Source organism: Maribacter hydrothermalis, assembly GCF_001913155.1.
Lineage (GTDB): Bacteria > Bacteroidota > Bacteroidia > Flavobacteriales > Flavobacteriaceae > Maribacter > Maribacter hydrothermalis.
Map to the genome: position 1 here is coordinate 4,166,607 of NZ_CP018760.1, position 16,828 is coordinate 4,183,434.

Here is a 16,828-nt window from a genome sequence, read left to right on the forward strand (position 1 = left end):
AAGGAAAAGTACTAGAAAGGCAACTTATAATTTTATGCTTCTATTTTGTAATGCATAATCTGCTAAGACTAAAGCTGTCATGGCTTCAACTATAGGCACGGCTCTCGGAACCACACATGGATCATGTCTACCTTTACCTTGCGTCTTAATACTATTCCCATCTTTATCTATAGTTTCATACCCTTGTATTACGGTAGCAACAGGTTTAAATGCAACATTAAAATAAATATCCATTCCATTACTAATACCACCTTGAATACCGCCGCTATAATTTGTTTTTGTAGAACCGTCTTTATTAAACTGATCATTATGCTCGCTGCCCTTCATCTTAACCCCTTCAAATCCGCTTCCATATTCAAAGCCTTTAACTGCATTTATAGATAACATGGCTTTTCCCAGTTCAGCATGAAGCTTGTCGAACACTGGTTCTCCTAATCCTATCGGTACATTTTTGGCTACACAGGTAATAATTCCGCCAATGGTATCTCCGTCTTTCTTAATGGATTTAATATATTCTTCCATTTTTGTTGCCATTTTTAAATCCGGACAACGTACGGCATTGGATTCTGTCAACGATAAATCCAATTCAGTATAATGCCTACCTAAACTCATGTTCCCTACTTGTGACACAAAAGCTTGGATTTCTATTCCTTTCAAAAATTGCTTTGCAATAGCACCAGCCACTACTCTACTGGCTGTTTCACGAGCAGAACTTCTGCCACCACCACGGTAATCTCTAAAACCATATTTCTTGTCATACACGTAATCTGCATGTGATGGTCTGTAGGAGTCTTTTATATGACCATAATCTTGCGACTTTTGGTTTGTATTATGTATTGCAAAACCAATTGGCGTACCGGTTGTTTTGCCTTCAAAAATTCCTGAGTAAAATTCTACTTCATCAGGCTCTTTTCTTTGCGTTACTATGGCAGATTGACCTGGTTTACGACGATTAAGGTCATTTTGTATGGCATCAAAATCTAATGTTATCTCGGATGGACAGCCATCAATAACCCCTCCTATAGCTTTTCCGTGTGATTCTCCAAAGGTGCTTACCCTAAATATATTTCCAAAGGTATTTCCGGCCATAATTAGTTCTTTCTAAATAATGTAATACTAATTGCAAAACTAACTTCAAAGGTAAATGTTAAATGCTGGAAAGAAAAATTAAAAATGGGCTTAATATTAGCTAAATCTTTCGCATTAATGATACCCATTATAAAACTTTACGATTAAAAGTTGGTTCACTTAATAAATAACTTTTGAGTATAACAATAGGTGTATTTTACCTTAAAAATAGTCACTTGAAAAAACTACATTTTAAATTTCAATGCTGTTTAATTTACTAGCGCATCTTTCAAAATACTTACAGGATGTTTTGCTATTCTTTTTGTCCCGTCAAAAATTTGATGTCTACAACTTGTTCCATTAGCCGCTATAATAGTCTCTGGAGCTGATTTGCTAACAGCAGGGAACAATTTTAATCCGCCAATTTTCATACTTGTTTCATAGTGCTCTTCTTCATACCCGAAAGAACCCGCCATACCACAACAACCCGATGCTATTATAGTAACCTTATAATTTGTTGGCAGATTCAAAATATCAAAAGTCACTTTTTGGTTACTCAACGCTTTTTGGTGACAATGGTTGTGAATTTTTACATCTCTAGACTCATCCGTAAAATTAGACGGACTTATATTGCCTATTATTATTTCTTTTGACAAAAACTCTTCAATTAAAAAAGAATTATCAGCTATTTTCTGCGTTGTCTCTTTATCCGTTGACATACGCTTATACTCATCTCTAAAAGATAATATCGCTGATGGCTCCAATCCTAAAACAGGTAAACGAGCATCTGCGAACTTCTTTAATTCTTGAATATTCTTAATTGCTAACTTTTGAGCTTGTTTTAAAAAGCCCTTTGAGAGAAATGTTCTTCCACTTTCAGCATAGTAAAGGTCTACCTCATAACCAAGTTTTGTCAATAATTCTATAGCATCCTTACCTACTTCAATATCCAAATATTTTGTAAATTCATCAATATACAAAACTACTTTTCCTTTGGACTTAATATTTTGATTATTAAATTTTTGAAGATGTTTATCAAAATTAAAACTATAAACTTTAGGCAAACTTCTTTCCTTAGCAACTCCGCTTGATTTTTTTAGTAATCCACCAAGAAATTTAGAATCATATATGAAATTTGTTAGGCCGGACAACTTACTACCCAATCCATTTAACTTTGTGTTGTATGCAAACAATTTCCCTCGTAAAGAATAGCCATTTGCCTCTTGGTACTGATATAAAAATTCCGCTTTTAAAGTAGCAATATCTACATTACTAGGACATTCACTTGCGCAAGCCTTGCAACTTAAACACAAATCGAACGCTTCTTTTATTTCTGGACTATCAAAGCTATTCTTAGCTATACTATTGGGGTTTGTTAGAAATTCTCTTAAAGTATTTGCTCGACCACGTGTAGTGTCCTTCTCATTCTTAGTAGCATGATAACTAGGACACATACCGCCATCCATGTGATGGGTTTTTCTACAATCGCCACTACCATTACATTTTTCAGCAGCTTTAAGAATTCCCTCGCTATCAGAAAAATCCAGTAAAGTCTTAATTTCAGGTTCCTTACGGTCAATTTCATATCGAAATGATTCATCCATTGGGTAGGCATCTACTATCTTACCTGGATTGAATATGTTTTTTGGGTCGAAATATGATTTTACACGCCTTAGAAGTTGATAGTTCTTATCACCAATCATAAGAGGAATAAACTCCGCTCGTACAATACCGTCACCATGTTCGCCACTAAAAGAACCTTTATATTTCTTAGTAAGCTTGGCAACATCTGTGGTTATATCCCTAAACAAACCAACATCTGCCGATTTTTTAAGGTTTAAAATTGGCCTTAAATGTAATTCACCTGCCCCTGCATGTGCATAGTACACGGCACTTTGTCCGTAACCTTTCATGATTTCGGAAAACTCCGCTATAAAATCTTTTAAATCAGGCAACGCTACAGCGGTATCCTCTATACATGCAACGGCTTTCATATCGCCAACGATATTACCTAACAGACCCAAGCCTGCTTTACGTAGTTCTATAGCTTTGGCTATTTGATCCCCATAAAGAACAGGACTGGAATAACTAAGGCCTGATTTTTTTATAGTCATTTCTAAAGCAGCTATAGCTTCATTCAATTCAAATTCTGTATGTGCAGCTACTTGTAGCATCAAAAGCGCCGCAGGATCACCTTCTACAAAAAAGCGATTTTCTAATTGTGATCGGTTATTCTTTGTACAATCTAAAATGACCTTATCCATCATTTCACACAATTGCAACGGATGATCCATTACTGGAATAACATCCATTAAGCAGTCTTCTAAAGAAGTATAATGCGTAACGATCATTGCGGATAATGCTGGCGGCAAATCATTTAATTGAACGGTAATTTCAGTGGTGAATGCCAACGTACCCTCACTACCACAGAGCAATTCTGCCATATTAAAGTAAGGTAAATTACCACCTAATACATCAGACTTCAATAATTCATCTACAGCATAACCTGTATTTCTTCTATGAATTTCAGGTTTGGGAAAATTATTAACTATTTCAGCAGCTATATCTTTATTATTTAAATCTTTAAATAAATTATTATAAAGTGATGCTTCAAGTGTTTTTTCTTGTTGTTTCTGCTTAAATTCTGCTCCTGAAATTCTTCCAAATTCCGCTTCGCTACCATCAGACAAAATAGTTTTAAGCGATACCACCTTATCTCTTGTTACCCCATATTGTATAGATGTAGTACCAGAGGAGTTGTTACCAACCATACCCCCTATCATACATCTATTTGAAGTTGATGTATTTGGACCGAAGAATAATCCAAATGGTTTTAGATATTGGTTTAACTCATCTCTAATAACACCTGGCTGAACGGTTACTTGCTTCTTGTCCTGATCTAAACTTATAATTTCTGTAAAGTGCTTTGAAACATCTACAACCAAACCATCACCTACGCATTGACCTGCTAAAGAGGTACCTGCAGTTCTAGGTATAAGACCAATTTTTTCTTTATCCGCAAACCGTATAATTTTTTTAATGTCTTCAACCGACTTTGGAAAAGCCGCTCCTAACGGTATTTTACGATAAACAGAAGCATCTGTGGCATAAATAGTTTTGGTAAGATTATCAAACCTTAATTCTCCTTCTAAATCTTGTTGTAACTTTAACAGTGAAATATTATCCAACTTAACACAATTTTGATTGCTAAATTAAGTTTTATTGTGTGAGCCACATTACAAATTGGCTCATTTTTCATCACAAAAAAGAATAACAATATGAAGATTTTAAAAGGTATTACCCTATTCGTTTTTATGGCAACTTGCTCGCTTTCTGCCCAAGAGATAGCTGATCATGCACTTGGACTTAGATTAGGCGACAGCGATGGTTTTGGTGCTGAAATCAGTTATCAGAAATCGTTAAGCCAAAATAACAGATTAGAATTTGACTTAGGCTGGAGAGATAGTAGAAATTTTAACGCGTTTAAAATTGCAGGTCTTTATCAATGGGTACGACCTATTGAAGGTGATTTTAACTGGTACTACGGTGTAGGTGGTGGTTTAGGAAGTGTTGATTTCCCTGGTGACGATGGTGGATTATTCGTTTTTGCAGCGGGTGACATTGGTATAGAGTACAATTTTGATATCCCTTTGATTCTTTCTTTGGACTTTAGACCGGAACTAGGTGTTACAGGGTATAACGGTTTTTCAGATAATTTTGATTTTGACATAGGGCTTGGTATACGTTATCAATTTTAGTTAAAGAAAAACAGCACATGGTTAAGGACCCCTAACGTAATGATTAGGGGTCTTTTTTTATATCCTATATATAAGTACATTTGCAACTTAAATTAAGTAGCGTTTATGAAAAATAGTATTTTAATATTACTAACTGGAGTCGTAATGTTCAGTTGTAACACCACCCCAGAAGGGTTTACTTTAAATGGAAATTTAAGAGGAGAAATTCCAGATGGTACTCAAGTATTTCTTAAAAAAATTGGAGAAAACAACCAGCCTATTGAAGTGGATACTGCCATTACAGCCAATGGGGACTTTACATTTACAGGAAAATCTGAAATTCCAGAGCTTCATTATCTTTTTGTAGAACAATTGCCAGGATATACCGCTGTTATTCTAGAAAATGGTGAAATTCAATTTAGCGCTCAAAGAGACAGCATGGGCTTTGCCGATATTAGCGGAACTTTCCAGAATGACACCTTTGCCGATTATATGGAACAGTCTAGAGAAATATCAAAGCAAGCGCAATCTATTCAAAAAGATATGCAAGCTGCATCTGGTGAAGCAGCTTTAGCGCTGCAAGACGAAATGAAAGAATTACAAGAAGAGTATAAAACTTTTGAATTGGACTATGTTAAGACCCACCCTAAAGCTTTAATATCAGCTTTAGTATTAGACAGGGCTGTTGCTACGAAAGCCGTAGGAATAGAGGAAGTTGAAGAAATATATAAAACACTCTCAGAGGAAATAAAAAACTCTAAACCCGGAAAACAAATTTTAGAGGGAATTGAAAAACTAAAAGCGTCCGAAGCTGCCGGTAAAAATTCTAGTATTGGCGCTAAGGCTCCCGATTTTTCAGGTCCTAGTCCTGATGGAAATGTAATTGCATTAAAAGATGTCATGGGAAAAGTGACATTAATTGATTTTTGGGCAGGATGGTGTAGACCTTGCAGAGCTGAAAACCCGAATATAGTTGCTGTTTACAACAAATACCACGATAAAGGACTAAATGTTTTAGGGGTTTCATTGGACAGAACCGAAGAAGCTTGGAAAAAAGCCATTGAAGAAGACGGATTGGTTTGGAATCACATATCTAACATCGCTTATTTTGATGACCAAATTGCCAAACTATACAACGTAGATGCTATACCTGCCGCATTTTTATTAGATGAAAATGGGGTAATTGTTGCTAAAAATTTAAGAGGACCGGAACTTGAAGCCAAAGTAGCTGAACTTCTAGATTAATTCTTTTATATAAAAACAAAAAGCTCCAAGAGTTACCTCTTGGAGCTTTTTGTTTTTATTTACTATTTGATTAAAATTTATCGTAGTAATCATTAAAGTTTCCTGTTACTATTGCTGTTTCACTTTTAACAACATTACCTCTAATTGCAGCTATCGAATCATCACCAATAAACTCAATTGTTGCACCATCGTTAAGAATTAGATCACCATAGATAGTTAAATTCCCCTCTATCCTAAGAGTAGCCCCAGAATTTACGGTAACATTTCTTTGTCTGTTATTTCTACCAACAACCAAAGTTCCGTTCATTTCAAACAAACCATTTGCATTTATATTTACATGGTCTTTTACAGTCCAAGAACCACAAAGTAACAAATTGCCTCCAACATTTACGCTGTTAAATCTTTTGGAGCCTCTATAAGCAAGGTCGTCACCATTATTTACATTAAGATTTGCACTGCCAGAATAACTTTGCAAATCGGAACAGCGTGCTGCTAAACTAGTGCTTGGACGGTTTAACTTAATGATTTGAAATCCAGATTTCCCTGAAGCAGCAAAAATATAATCTCCTTTAGATGCTACATAGTTTATTGAACCAGTAAGCTCAATTACACCGACACCCTCCGTAGTATTATTTAATTTTTCAGAAAGACTTAATCCCCCAGCTCCATTCGCCATTAAAAGGACATCTTCATTTACGGCAACGCCATTGGTCACAATATCACCTTGTTCCGCATTCTCAGGGTTTGTCAGTATAGGTAAAAATTCAAGAAAACTTCCAGAAGTTGCATTATATACACCAGCTCCCTTAGAACCTTCGGCAACAACGATATTATCCCCAGAAAAATCTAAAGTTCGTTTTGCATCAATACCAAAGTCCGAATCAATAGCTATGCTTCTTTTATTAGTAAGGTTTTCATCTAAGAAACTTACCCCTTGCGAAGCATCTAAAACAGCAATTTCTAAACCGTTATAAGCAACAGAACGTAAATCTGCATAAGCAGCTTCGTTTAATACACTTAAATCGTTTTTATCATAGGTAACTACAAAACCATCTTGACCACTTGTTACTACAACTATATTATCAAAAACACGGACATCCGTAGCATTAAAGCCTTCTTGAAAACCATAGGTAATATTAGAGGTATTCATTCTGCCTCCGCTTACTTCAATTTTTGCAACCAATGAATTGGCTGTAGCTCTTACCGATTGTTCCGAGTCTACGCCACCGGCAACATAAATATAGCCATTGTCATAAGCAATAGAATTAAGGTCGGCATTTGTATAATATACTCTTGAGGTAACTCTTGGATTATTTGGGTCGCTAATATTGATAACATCTATTGCACCAACATAATCTTGACCTACTGTATTATATGATACATAGCCATAATCCCCATCTAGCACAACATGTGTTGCCGTTAAATTTTCACCGTTACTAAATGTAGGTGGTGCAATTTGGGCTACTAAGGTTAATGGAAAATCACCAGCCGCTTCAGCTTTGCCCGTTGTATTATAACGTTTTGCACTTGCAATTGGATCTTCGTAAATATCTAAAACACCTGCACGTTCAAAATTTACACTATTCTCTAATTTTGTTTGATTGGTTTCGGTAACCAAATTATCCTCGGGGTTTTCAAAAATTGTAGTTTCATCACTACAACTTGCTACTAAAAAGGTAGCTGAAATGGCCATTAGCCATACTTTTTTGTTAGATAAGGTTGATTTCATGTTTAATTTGGGTTTTTGCAATAACGACACCTAGTACCCAAATGTTGTATATATACAGGGAAATCCGATGAAATGCACATTATTTCTACATATTTCATCATCCTCGAATAAAAACTGAAAGAAACCGCTAAATTTTACCCATTTTACCTAGAACAAAAAGCAATATTATCGGTAATGCCAACAAACCAACCATCAAAGTTTCAGTTTGTAGAAGACCAGGCATAAATAACAAAGTACAGGCATAACCACCAATAGCACCGCCAAAATGTGCTGTATGGCCAATATTACCTAAACGTTTTTTCATTCCGTAAATAGAATACAATAAATAACCAATACCAACTACATACGCCGGTACCGGTATCGGAATAAACATAATACCCAATTGCATAGTAGGTTGTAAAAGAATGGCAGCATATAAAATACCGGTTACAGCACCACTTGCGCCTACTGCAGAATAGTATGGCTCATCTTTATGAAAACTTAAAGCAAGTAAACTACCTGCTAAAAGGCTTACTGAATAAATTACCAAAAATTGCCCCGCACCAAACCAATTGATAACTACCCCCGCAAAAAAATATAAGGTAAGCATATTAAAAAGTAAGTGTGAAACATCAACATGCAAAAAACCAGAAGTTGCCATTCGTTCTTTTTGCCCTGCTTTAATTGCCCCTATACTAAATTTGTATCGCTCAAAAAAAGTAGTATCATTAAATCCTTTCATCGAAACTAATACGTTTGCTGCAATTATTGCTATTGTAGCTACATCAAGGTTATACATTCTCTACATATATTTGGCGTCAAATATAACTATATTTGCTCATAATTTTTTTGAGAATGCAACTATTAGCCTTTGTATTGATTTACCCTTTTCTCTGGGTAATTTCTATATTACCCCATCGCTTATTTTACGGTTTTTCCGATATTGCCTTTTTCTTTGTGTTCCATGTTTTTGGCTACCGAAGAAAAGTAGTTCAAAATAATTTGAATTTGGTGTTTCCAAATAAACCAAAACAAGAAATTAACGCTATTGAAAAAGAATTCTACAAACATCTTTGCGATACATTCTTAGAAATGATCAAAACAATGAACCTTAGCAAAAAGGCAGTTGCAAAAAAATATGATGTTATAAATCCTGAAGTATTACTTGAAATTGAAAAAGAGCGCAGCATCATTATATTATGTGCGCACTACGCAAATTGGGAATGGAATGTGAGTATTAACAATTATGTTAAATCTAAGGGTTATGCCGTATATCAAAAAGTAAATAATAAGCACTTTGACAACTTCATAAGAAAAACTAGAGCTCGGTGGAACACTACGTTAATTACCCAAGCACAAACGGCCAAAACGATTATTCAGAATTTTAGAAATGATATAAGGGCTACCTATGGAATGGTAAGCGACCAATCTCCTCAAGCTCATAGAGCACACTACTGGACCGATTTTATGGGTATTACCGTTCCTATTTTCAATGGTGGCGAAGCCTTAGCTCGTAAGACAGGTCTTGCAACGGTCTTTTTAAAAGTAAGTAAAGTAAAACGTGGACATTACAAAGCTGAGTTGATTCCTATTTCTATTAATAGTAAAGAAACCAAGGAACATGAAATTACAAACAAGTTTCTTAGATTAACAGAGCAGCAAATAAATGAAAACCCGGCTTATTACTTATGGACTCATAAACGTTGGAAACATAGAGGTAAGATACCTGCTGCGTTTGCCGAAGTCAACTAGACTAGCACGTTGTAACAGAAAAACCGGAAACAGTTTAACTATTTCCGGTTTTTCTTTATTAAAAATTAAATTTTATAAACCTGCTATCGATTTTATTTCATCAATTATTCGGTCTGCTAATCCATCCGCTTCGGTTTGACTTTTAGCTTCTGTATAAATTCTTATAATTGGTTCTGTATTAGATTTTCTTAAATGAACCCAATTCTCCGCAAAATCAATTTTAACGCCGTCTATAGTTGATAATTCTTCATTTGCATATTTTTCAGCCATAGACTTCAAAATACCATCTACATCCAATCCAGGAGTTAATTCTATTTTCTTTTTACTCATAAAGTAACTAGGGTAACTAGCTCTTAATTCAGCTACCGTTCCTCCTTTTTCTGCCATAAGCATTAAGAATAATGCAGTACCTACTAAAGAATCTCTACCGTAATGGCTTTCTGGATAAATAATACCTCCGTTACCTTCACCACCTATAATGGCTTTATTAGCTTTCATTTTAGTTACCACGTTTACTTCGCCAACTGCAGCAGCCTCATAGACTCCACCGTGCTTTTGGGTAATATCTCTTAAGGCTCTTGAAGATGATAAGTTAGAAACCGTATTACCTTTAGTTTTACCGAGGACGTAGTCTGCACATGCAACCAAGGTATATTCTTCACCAAACATTTCACCATCGTTGCTTATAAATGCCAAGCGATCAACATCTGGATCTACTACAATACCAAAATCTGCCTTTTCTTTTACAACTAAGTCACAGATATCTTTTAAATGTTCCTTTAAAGGCTCTGGATTATGTGGAAAATGACCTGTAGGTTCACAATATAATTCAACTACTTCAATTCCAAATTCTTTTAAAAGTTTTGGAATTGCAATCCCTCCTGTAGAATTAACACCATCCACTACTACTTTAAATTTAGCTTTTTTCACCACTTCGGCATCTACCAAAGAAAGGTTTAAAACTTCATCTATATGTATATCAATATAACTATCGTTTCTTGTAATTTCACCTAAATCATCCACATCGGAAAAATCAAAATCCTCTTTTTCTGCTATTTCCAAAATCTTAGCACCTTGAGCAGCATCTAAGAATTCTCCTTTTTCATTCAATAATTTAAGCGCATTCCATTGTTTAGGATTATGGCTAGCCGTTAGTATAATACCGCCATCAGCCTTTTCCATAGGCACTGCAATTTCAACTGTTGGTGTTGTGGACAAGTCTAAATCTACCACATCAATCCCTAAACCTACCAATGTAGATACCACTAAGTTCTGAATCATTTCACCAGATAACCGCGCATCTCTACCAATAACTACTTTTAATTTATCCTTTTTAGAATTGTCCTTTAACCAAATACCGTAAGAAGCTGCAAATTTTACGGCATCAATTGGCGTAAGATTATCTCCTGGCTTCCCTCCAATAGTTCCTCGTATTCCTGAAATAGATTTAATTAGTGTCATATATTCTTAATAAGTTTTTGCAAATATAAACGGTTAGTATTAACCTCTATTGTCCTTCTTTGTAAATTCGATTTAAGAAGCATAATTTAGGCAAATGAACTTTTTAGCACATATATACCTCTCTTTTAATGACAAAGAAATCACTATAGGTAATTTTATAGCCGATAGTATACGAGGTAATAAATATAACCACCTACCTATTAAAGTACAGAAAGGCATAAAATTACATCGCCATATAGATACGTATACCGATTCCCACCCTATACCTAAAATTAGCAGCAAACGATTACATGCCAATTACAGTCATTATAGTAGAGTTATTGTTGACATTTATTACGATCACTTTTTAGCAAAGAATTGGACAAAATATTCAGATATTCCATTAGATGTTTTTGTAGATGATTTCTATGATCTTTTAGAAGATAATTATGATATTTTACCCGATGGAATTAAAAGAATGATGCCTTATATGATTTCGGATAACTGGATTTTCAATTATTCTAAAATGGACGGCATAGCTAATGTGTTAAATGGAATGAATCGTAGAACAAAGAATAAATCCAAAATGAATTTTGCCATTCTTGACCTTGAAGAACATTATGATGCGTTCGAAGCGGAGTTTACAGAATTTTTCAAGGAATTAATAACGTATTCAAAAATAAAATATAACTATTTAATAGATAAAAAATAAACTATATAACTATAAATAAACATTTTAACCAACTTTATTTAAATTTTTAATTTAACCATCTATGAGTAAATTTAAACTAACTTTTATACTAGCTGCATTAATAGTTTTAGGTAGCTGTAAAGAAAATCCACCTGCGCCTACTGGCCTAGTAACTGACCAAGCTATGGTAGTTTCAGCACGTGAAGAAGCTTCTAAAATAGGTAGCGACATTATGCAAAGAGGTGGTAATGCTTTTGATGCTATGATCGGAACCCAATTGGCACTTGCCGTTGCATATCCAAGAGCTGGAAATATAAGTGGTGGTGGATTCATGGTTTATAGAAAAGCAAATGGAGAAATTGGTTCATTAGACTTTAGAGAAAAAGCTCCAAAATCCGCACATAAAGATATGTACTTGGATTCTTTAGGAAATGTAATTCCTGATATGAGTACACTAGGAGCAACATCTGTTGGTGTTCCTGGTTCAGTGGCAGGTATTATTGAAGTACATAAGAAATTTGGAAAACTACCCTTGAAAGATATTTTTGAACCTGTTATTTCAATGGCCGAAAATGGTGTTGTTGTTACAACAAAGCAAGCTGAATTGCTCGATAATTATCGAGAGGTTTTTATTAAGGTGAATAGCGACAGCACAAAGTTTGCATCTGTTTATAAAGAAGGGGAACTTATAAAATATCCACAGCTAGCAAAAACATTACGTACAATAGCTGAACAAGGTAGAGACGGATTCTACAAGGGAGAGATTGCTCAAAAATTGGCAAACTTTATTCAAGCAAATGGAGGTTTTGTTACAGAAGAGGATTTAGCCAATTATGAAGTTGTTTGGAGACAACCAATAACTTTCAAATACAGAGATTTAAATATTATTTCTATGGGGCCACCGAGCAGCGGTGGAGTTACTATGAATCAAATTTTTAAAATGATTGAACCTCATGACATTTCCTCATTTGGACATAATTCTGAGAAGGCTATTCAATTATTCACAGAAGCGTCTCGTCGATCTTATGCAGATAGAAATTATTATCTAGGAGATCCCGACTTTGTTGAGATTCCATTAGATGTTTTACTTAAAGACAACTACATTAAGGAAAGGATGTCTGACTTCTCATTTGAAAAAGCCACAAAATCTACTGATGTAGCACACGGCGAAGTTCTGGTATTGGAAAGTATGGAAACTACCCACTACTCTATTATTGACACGGAAGGAAATGCAGTTTCAGTGACCACTACTTTAAATGGCAATTTTGGCTCTAAATTGTATTGTGATGAATTAGGGTTCTTTTTAAATAATGAAATGGATGATTTTAGCGCTAAAGCAGGTATACCTAATATGTTTGGACTGGTTGGCGCGGAAGCAAACAGTATTGAAGCAGAGAAGAGAATGTTAAGTAGTATGACACCAACTATTGTTGAACGTAATGGCAAATTATGGATGGTTGTTGGTACACCTGGTGGATCTACAATTATTACTGCCGTGGCTCAAACTATATTGAATGGATATGAATTTAATATGAGTATGCAAAATGCAGTGAACGCCCCTCGTTTTCACCACCAGTGGTTACCAGATATGGTCATCTTTGAGCCTAATGGTTTTTCTGCAACCTTAAAGGAAGATTTAATAGAAAAAGGCTACATTATTAACGAAGAAAGAACTCCTATAATTGGTAAAGTCGATGCCATTTTAGTATTGCCTAATGGAAAATTAGAAGGCGGTGCAGATAAGCGTGGTGATGATGCCGCAGTTGGTTTTTAGATAAGTCTAAATGTTTAAAATTGCACATTTAGAATTACATATAAATAATTATAAATCAAATAATTAAAATCTAAATGATAAAAAAATTATTTAAAATACTTGCTGTACTTGTCCTCCTTATTATAATTTGTTTTGGTGTACTTTATTATCTCTATAACAAACCTATTCCTACCGGGTTGGCGGGACCCGAAGCAGATGCATTAGCCTACAGAATGTTAGATGCATTAGAGTATAAAAAATATAATAATACAAAGATTATTGAATGGTCTTTTAGAGGTGATCACACTTATAAATGGGATAAAGAAAAATTTACCGTGCACGTTTCTTGGGATGATAATAAAGTAATTTTAGACTTAATTACTCCTAAATCAAGCATTGCAACTGTTAACGGCTCCCCTGCCTCATACGAAAAGACACAAGATTTAATCGCTGATGCTCAAAGTTATTTTAACAACGACTCTTTTTGGCTTGTTGCTCCATATAAAGTATTTGATCGTGGTACCGAACGCTACTTAGTAGATTTAGAGGACGGTTCTGAAGCTCTTTTGGTTACCTATACTCAAGGTGGCGATACACCTGGAGATTCTTATTTATGGATATTAGAGACTAGCGGAATGCCAAAAAGTTTTCAACTTTGGACCAAAATTATCCCAATTGATGGACTAGAAGCATCTTGGGATAGCTGGATAAAAACCGAAAGCGGAGCCTACTTGCCCACTAGTCATTCCTTCGGACCAATGAACATAACTATGGGCGAGGTAAAAGGTTACAATTAAAATCAAATAATAATTGATTAAGTAATAAAATATAGTATTAAAATAAGAGTTATTCATTTTCATTTAATGCATTAACTTTTATGCAGGAATAAAAATTCCCAGTATACTTTACTTTTCACATTGGCACTTTGTCGAATCTTTAGTAGGCCGTCGTTTTAAAGTGAGCGAAATAAAAAAACCAAATGGTACTGATGACGATATTATTATCCTAAGTTTAATAATGATGGTTTTATTAGAGCGTCGTAAAGGCTAAAATTCTGCTAAACCATATTCATTTAAAGCTATATCCCACTCTTCGGTTTCAATTATTTCCAAAATTCTTTGTGATATTCGCTGCTCAAGTTCTATGTGAGTTTTAGGGAGTCCGAATGCATAGAATTGCACATCAAACTTAACCGGCAACAAAACTATTTTATTAAATGTAGAGTCTTTTTGTATGGCATACTTTAATATTGGTTCGTCATACAGAAAAGCCTTAGTCTCCCCTTTTTCTAAATCTTCCAAACCAAGATTAACATTTGAATATGTTTTTAAATTCTTAAAAAAATGTTCTGATAAAAAAATATCGGTTCCTGATTTATCTATTGTACCTACTGCCCTATCCTTAAACTCATTAAATCCGTTGGGGTTGTTTGTAAGTTGATTAACGGTTAAACTAGATGCTATACTTGCCGTTAATCCTGATATAAATAAGAGACCTCCAAACATTAATATAAGAGCTGTTACCTTACCTAATTTAGTTGCTGGCGCTTTATCACCGTTTTCTACCATAATAAAAATTATAGCAGTCCACTGCAATATATTCTATTTGCCCTTTTTCCATGACTAAATACTTTAAGATTATTCTTAAGTTCTTACATGTATCATAAAACGCCACATGGTAAAATAATTAAAAGCAATATTTATAGCCTTCCAAAGATTTGGAAGTTAAAAAACCTAACTTCATAAGATATAAACTTTTTGAAGGAAGAAATCTCCAAAATAGTTTTAGTAGAATTTTTTGTTTAAAAAATTGTAACTAATAATAATTCCTACTTATTTGATTATTAGTATTTAAATAAATAATACTTAAATAAATACTCACATAATAATTAGAATGTGAAATTGTATTTTTTATTACCCATTTATGTTTATTCTCTTAAACAGTTGTAGTTACCACCATTAAAAGGAAGATTAAAGCTATTGTATTTTTGATAAGCGGTAGATTTTCATTTTTTTAAATATGATCATTTTAATATCCATCTACTTTTTAGCAAAGTAAAATGAAGTATTTTTATATGAACCTTAAATAAATACAGATGGTTATAAAATTAATTTCAGAAAAAGACGTAACCAAAAAGCTACAAACACAATTAACAGAACTTTATAAACAGCTAAATTCTGAATTAACCCAACTTGATATGATATCAGCTTTATCTGATTATGGTACAACCGATGTGGTTATATGCTTAGATAACGATAAATTGGTTGGCATAGCTATGATGGCAAAATACAAAGTGGTTTCCGGCCATAAAGGAATGATTGAAGATGTAGTAGTATCGTCTGAATATAGAGGCCAAGGCTTAGGTCGTAAACTAATGGAAAGACTTTTAGAGCACGCTGAAAAAGAAAAATTAGATGATGTATTACTTTTTAGTGGCCATCATAGGACAGCCGCTATTTCTCTGTATAAGAGTTTAGGTTTTAAACTAAAAGAAAGCGGAATGTACATTAAAAAATATTAAAGTTATACTTTAATTAACCTTTTTAACGTGCTGTAATTGATTCTTTAATTCCTGCATAGACTCTTGTAATTGTCGTAATAATCCACTATCTGTTGTTGCATCTACATTGAATGTTATTTTACTACTTACCTCCCAAATTTCTTGTATTTGAAATGGCTTAATCTCATATGGCGGGTATGTTTCGTTTAAAGAGACTAAGGTAATGTTATTTGAATTTGGTCGCTTTTCAATTTTCTTGACCATTATAGAATCTTGTAAAACAACCACATACATTTTATTGGCACTTACATGATCTACATGTTCGATAGCCCTTGCCAAAACCCATTCCCCAGGATGCAAATTTGGCAACATACTATCACCCTCAACTTGAAAACCACGATAGGTAGCATTTCTAAATTCTGGAATAGGTAAATCGAATGCAGGTAATTGTTGATACCAGCTAGTATCAGAAATGTTTTGAGGATAACCTGCTGCTGCTTTTGCATTTACCAAAACCATGTTATCTCTATTTGCAGAATCTACAGTAACCACTTTCGGTATTACACTAGTCTTTGAAGTCTCTAAATATTGTTCTTCACTTTCTCCAAATAACCAAAGTGGATTAATTTTAAATTGTTTTAGCAACTCTAACACCACTTTACCAGAAAGTTTGGTTCTACCGCGTTCTATATCCGCCGTGGTATTAGATACTCCTATTAGTGCCGCAAAATCTGCCTGAGTATAGCCCAGCTCACGCCTTAGCTCAGTAAATCGTTTTAAAGTTAGTTCGTTTTCCATAGTCTAAATCTGCTTCTTTCGGCACCTAAATACCTCATTCTAATTCAAATATACTATTTATGGATTATTTCCAAAAATTTAATTGGATTATTTCCATAATTAGGAATATATCCATATTTTTGGATTAATTACAAAT

Annotated in this window: 14 protein-coding genes; 7 read left to right on the forward strand and 7 right to left on the reverse strand. The window is 34.3% G+C overall.

The annotated features are described in order from the left end of the window. Positions 1-24 precede the first annotated feature (24 nt). Both aroC and BTR34_RS17980 read right to left on the reverse strand, forming a co-directional pair. Entirely contained in the window at positions 25-1,089 is a 1,065-nt protein-coding gene (gene aroC, locus BTR34_RS17975; RefSeq protein WP_068484715.1) for a chorismate synthase, read from the reverse strand. 248 nt (positions 1,090-1,337) lie between these two features. Continuing rightward, the gene (locus BTR34_RS17980; protein WP_068484714.1) at positions 1,338-4,256 is read right to left on the reverse strand and encodes an FAD-binding and (Fe-S)-binding domain-containing protein; all 2,919 of its coding nucleotides are present in this window, start codon (positions 4,254-4,256) and stop codon (positions 1,338-1,340) included. Positions 4,257-4,346: 90 nt separating this feature from the next. Between BTR34_RS17980 and BTR34_RS17985 the strand changes: the two genes are divergently transcribed. Both BTR34_RS17985 and BTR34_RS17990 read left to right on the forward strand, forming a co-directional pair. Next, complete coding sequence (locus tag BTR34_RS17985) at positions 4,347-4,826, forward strand: hypothetical protein (RefSeq protein ID WP_068484713.1); 480 nt, start codon at positions 4,347-4,349, stop codon at positions 4,824-4,826. A 105-nt stretch (positions 4,827-4,931) separates the two neighbouring features. Next, positions 4,932-6,050, forward strand: coding sequence for a TlpA disulfide reductase family protein (locus BTR34_RS17990; RefSeq protein WP_068484712.1), 1,119 nt, complete (start codon positions 4,932-4,934; stop codon positions 6,048-6,050). A 70-nt stretch (positions 6,051-6,120) separates the two neighbouring features. On the opposite strand, the gene BTR34_RS17995 is transcribed toward BTR34_RS17990, so the two are convergent. Together BTR34_RS17995 and BTR34_RS18000 are read right to left on the reverse strand one after the other, a co-directional pair. Continuing rightward, positions 6,121-7,779: an LVIVD repeat-containing protein gene (locus tag BTR34_RS17995; protein ID WP_068484711.1), complete on the reverse strand. Its 1,659-nt coding sequence runs from the start codon at positions 7,777-7,779 to the stop codon at positions 6,121-6,123. Positions 7,780-7,906: 127 nt separating this feature from the next. Beyond that, positions 7,907-8,557 carry a rhomboid family intramembrane serine protease gene (locus BTR34_RS18000; protein WP_068484710.1) on the reverse strand — a complete coding sequence of 217 codons (651 nt, stop codon included), beginning with the start codon at positions 8,555-8,557 and terminating at the stop codon, positions 7,907-7,909. 56 nt (positions 8,558-8,613) lie between these two features. Here BTR34_RS18000 and BTR34_RS18005 point away from each other — a divergent pair, with 56 nt between their 5' ends. After that, positions 8,614-9,510, forward strand: coding sequence for a lysophospholipid acyltransferase family protein (locus BTR34_RS18005; protein WP_068484709.1), 897 nt, complete (start codon positions 8,614-8,616; stop codon positions 9,508-9,510). Positions 9,511-9,582: 72 nt separating this feature from the next. Here the strand turns inward: BTR34_RS18005 and glmM are convergent, their stop codons facing one another. Further along, positions 9,583-10,971 carry a phosphoglucosamine mutase gene (gene glmM / locus BTR34_RS18010; protein ID WP_068484708.1) on the reverse strand — a complete coding sequence of 463 codons (1,389 nt, stop codon included), beginning with the start codon at positions 10,969-10,971 and terminating at the stop codon, positions 9,583-9,585. A 94-nt stretch (positions 10,972-11,065) separates the two neighbouring features. Here glmM and BTR34_RS18015 point away from each other — a divergent pair, with 94 nt between their 5' ends. The 3 genes from BTR34_RS18015 (at position 11,066) to BTR34_RS18025 (ending at position 14,191) form a co-directional block, all read left to right on the forward strand. Then, positions 11,066-11,662: an acyl carrier protein phosphodiesterase gene (locus BTR34_RS18015; RefSeq protein WP_068484707.1), complete on the forward strand. Its 597-nt coding sequence runs from the start codon at positions 11,066-11,068 to the stop codon at positions 11,660-11,662. A gap of 61 nt (positions 11,663-11,723) precedes the next feature. Then, the gene (gene ggt / locus BTR34_RS18020; RefSeq protein WP_068484706.1) at positions 11,724-13,415 is read left to right on the forward strand and encodes a gamma-glutamyltransferase; all 1,692 of its coding nucleotides are present in this window, start codon (positions 11,724-11,726) and stop codon (positions 13,413-13,415) included. A gap of 74 nt (positions 13,416-13,489) precedes the next feature. Further along, a complete protein-coding gene (locus tag BTR34_RS18025; protein WP_068484705.1) occupies positions 13,490-14,191 on the forward strand; it encodes a hypothetical protein in 702 nt (233 codons plus the stop codon). A 249-nt stretch (positions 14,192-14,440) separates the two neighbouring features. Here the strand turns inward: BTR34_RS18025 and BTR34_RS18030 are convergent, their stop codons facing one another. Next, positions 14,441-14,989 carry a substrate-binding periplasmic protein gene (locus BTR34_RS18030; RefSeq protein ID WP_394333943.1) on the reverse strand — a complete coding sequence of 183 codons (549 nt, stop codon included), beginning with the start codon at positions 14,987-14,989 and terminating at the stop codon, positions 14,441-14,443. A 500-nt stretch (positions 14,990-15,489) separates the two neighbouring features. Between BTR34_RS18030 and BTR34_RS18035 the strand changes: the two genes are divergently transcribed. Continuing rightward, positions 15,490-15,915 (forward strand): GNAT family N-acetyltransferase, encoded by a 426-nt coding sequence (locus BTR34_RS18035; RefSeq protein WP_068484703.1) that lies wholly within the window; start codon positions 15,490-15,492, stop codon positions 15,913-15,915. Between the two features lie 9 nt (positions 15,916-15,924). Here BTR34_RS18035 and BTR34_RS18040 read toward each other — a convergent pair whose 3' ends face one another. Continuing rightward, positions 15,925-16,692, reverse strand: a complete 768-nt coding sequence (locus tag BTR34_RS18040) for an XRE family transcriptional regulator (RefSeq protein ID WP_068484702.1) — start codon at positions 16,690-16,692, stop codon at positions 15,925-15,927. Positions 16,693-16,828 lie beyond the last annotated feature (136 nt).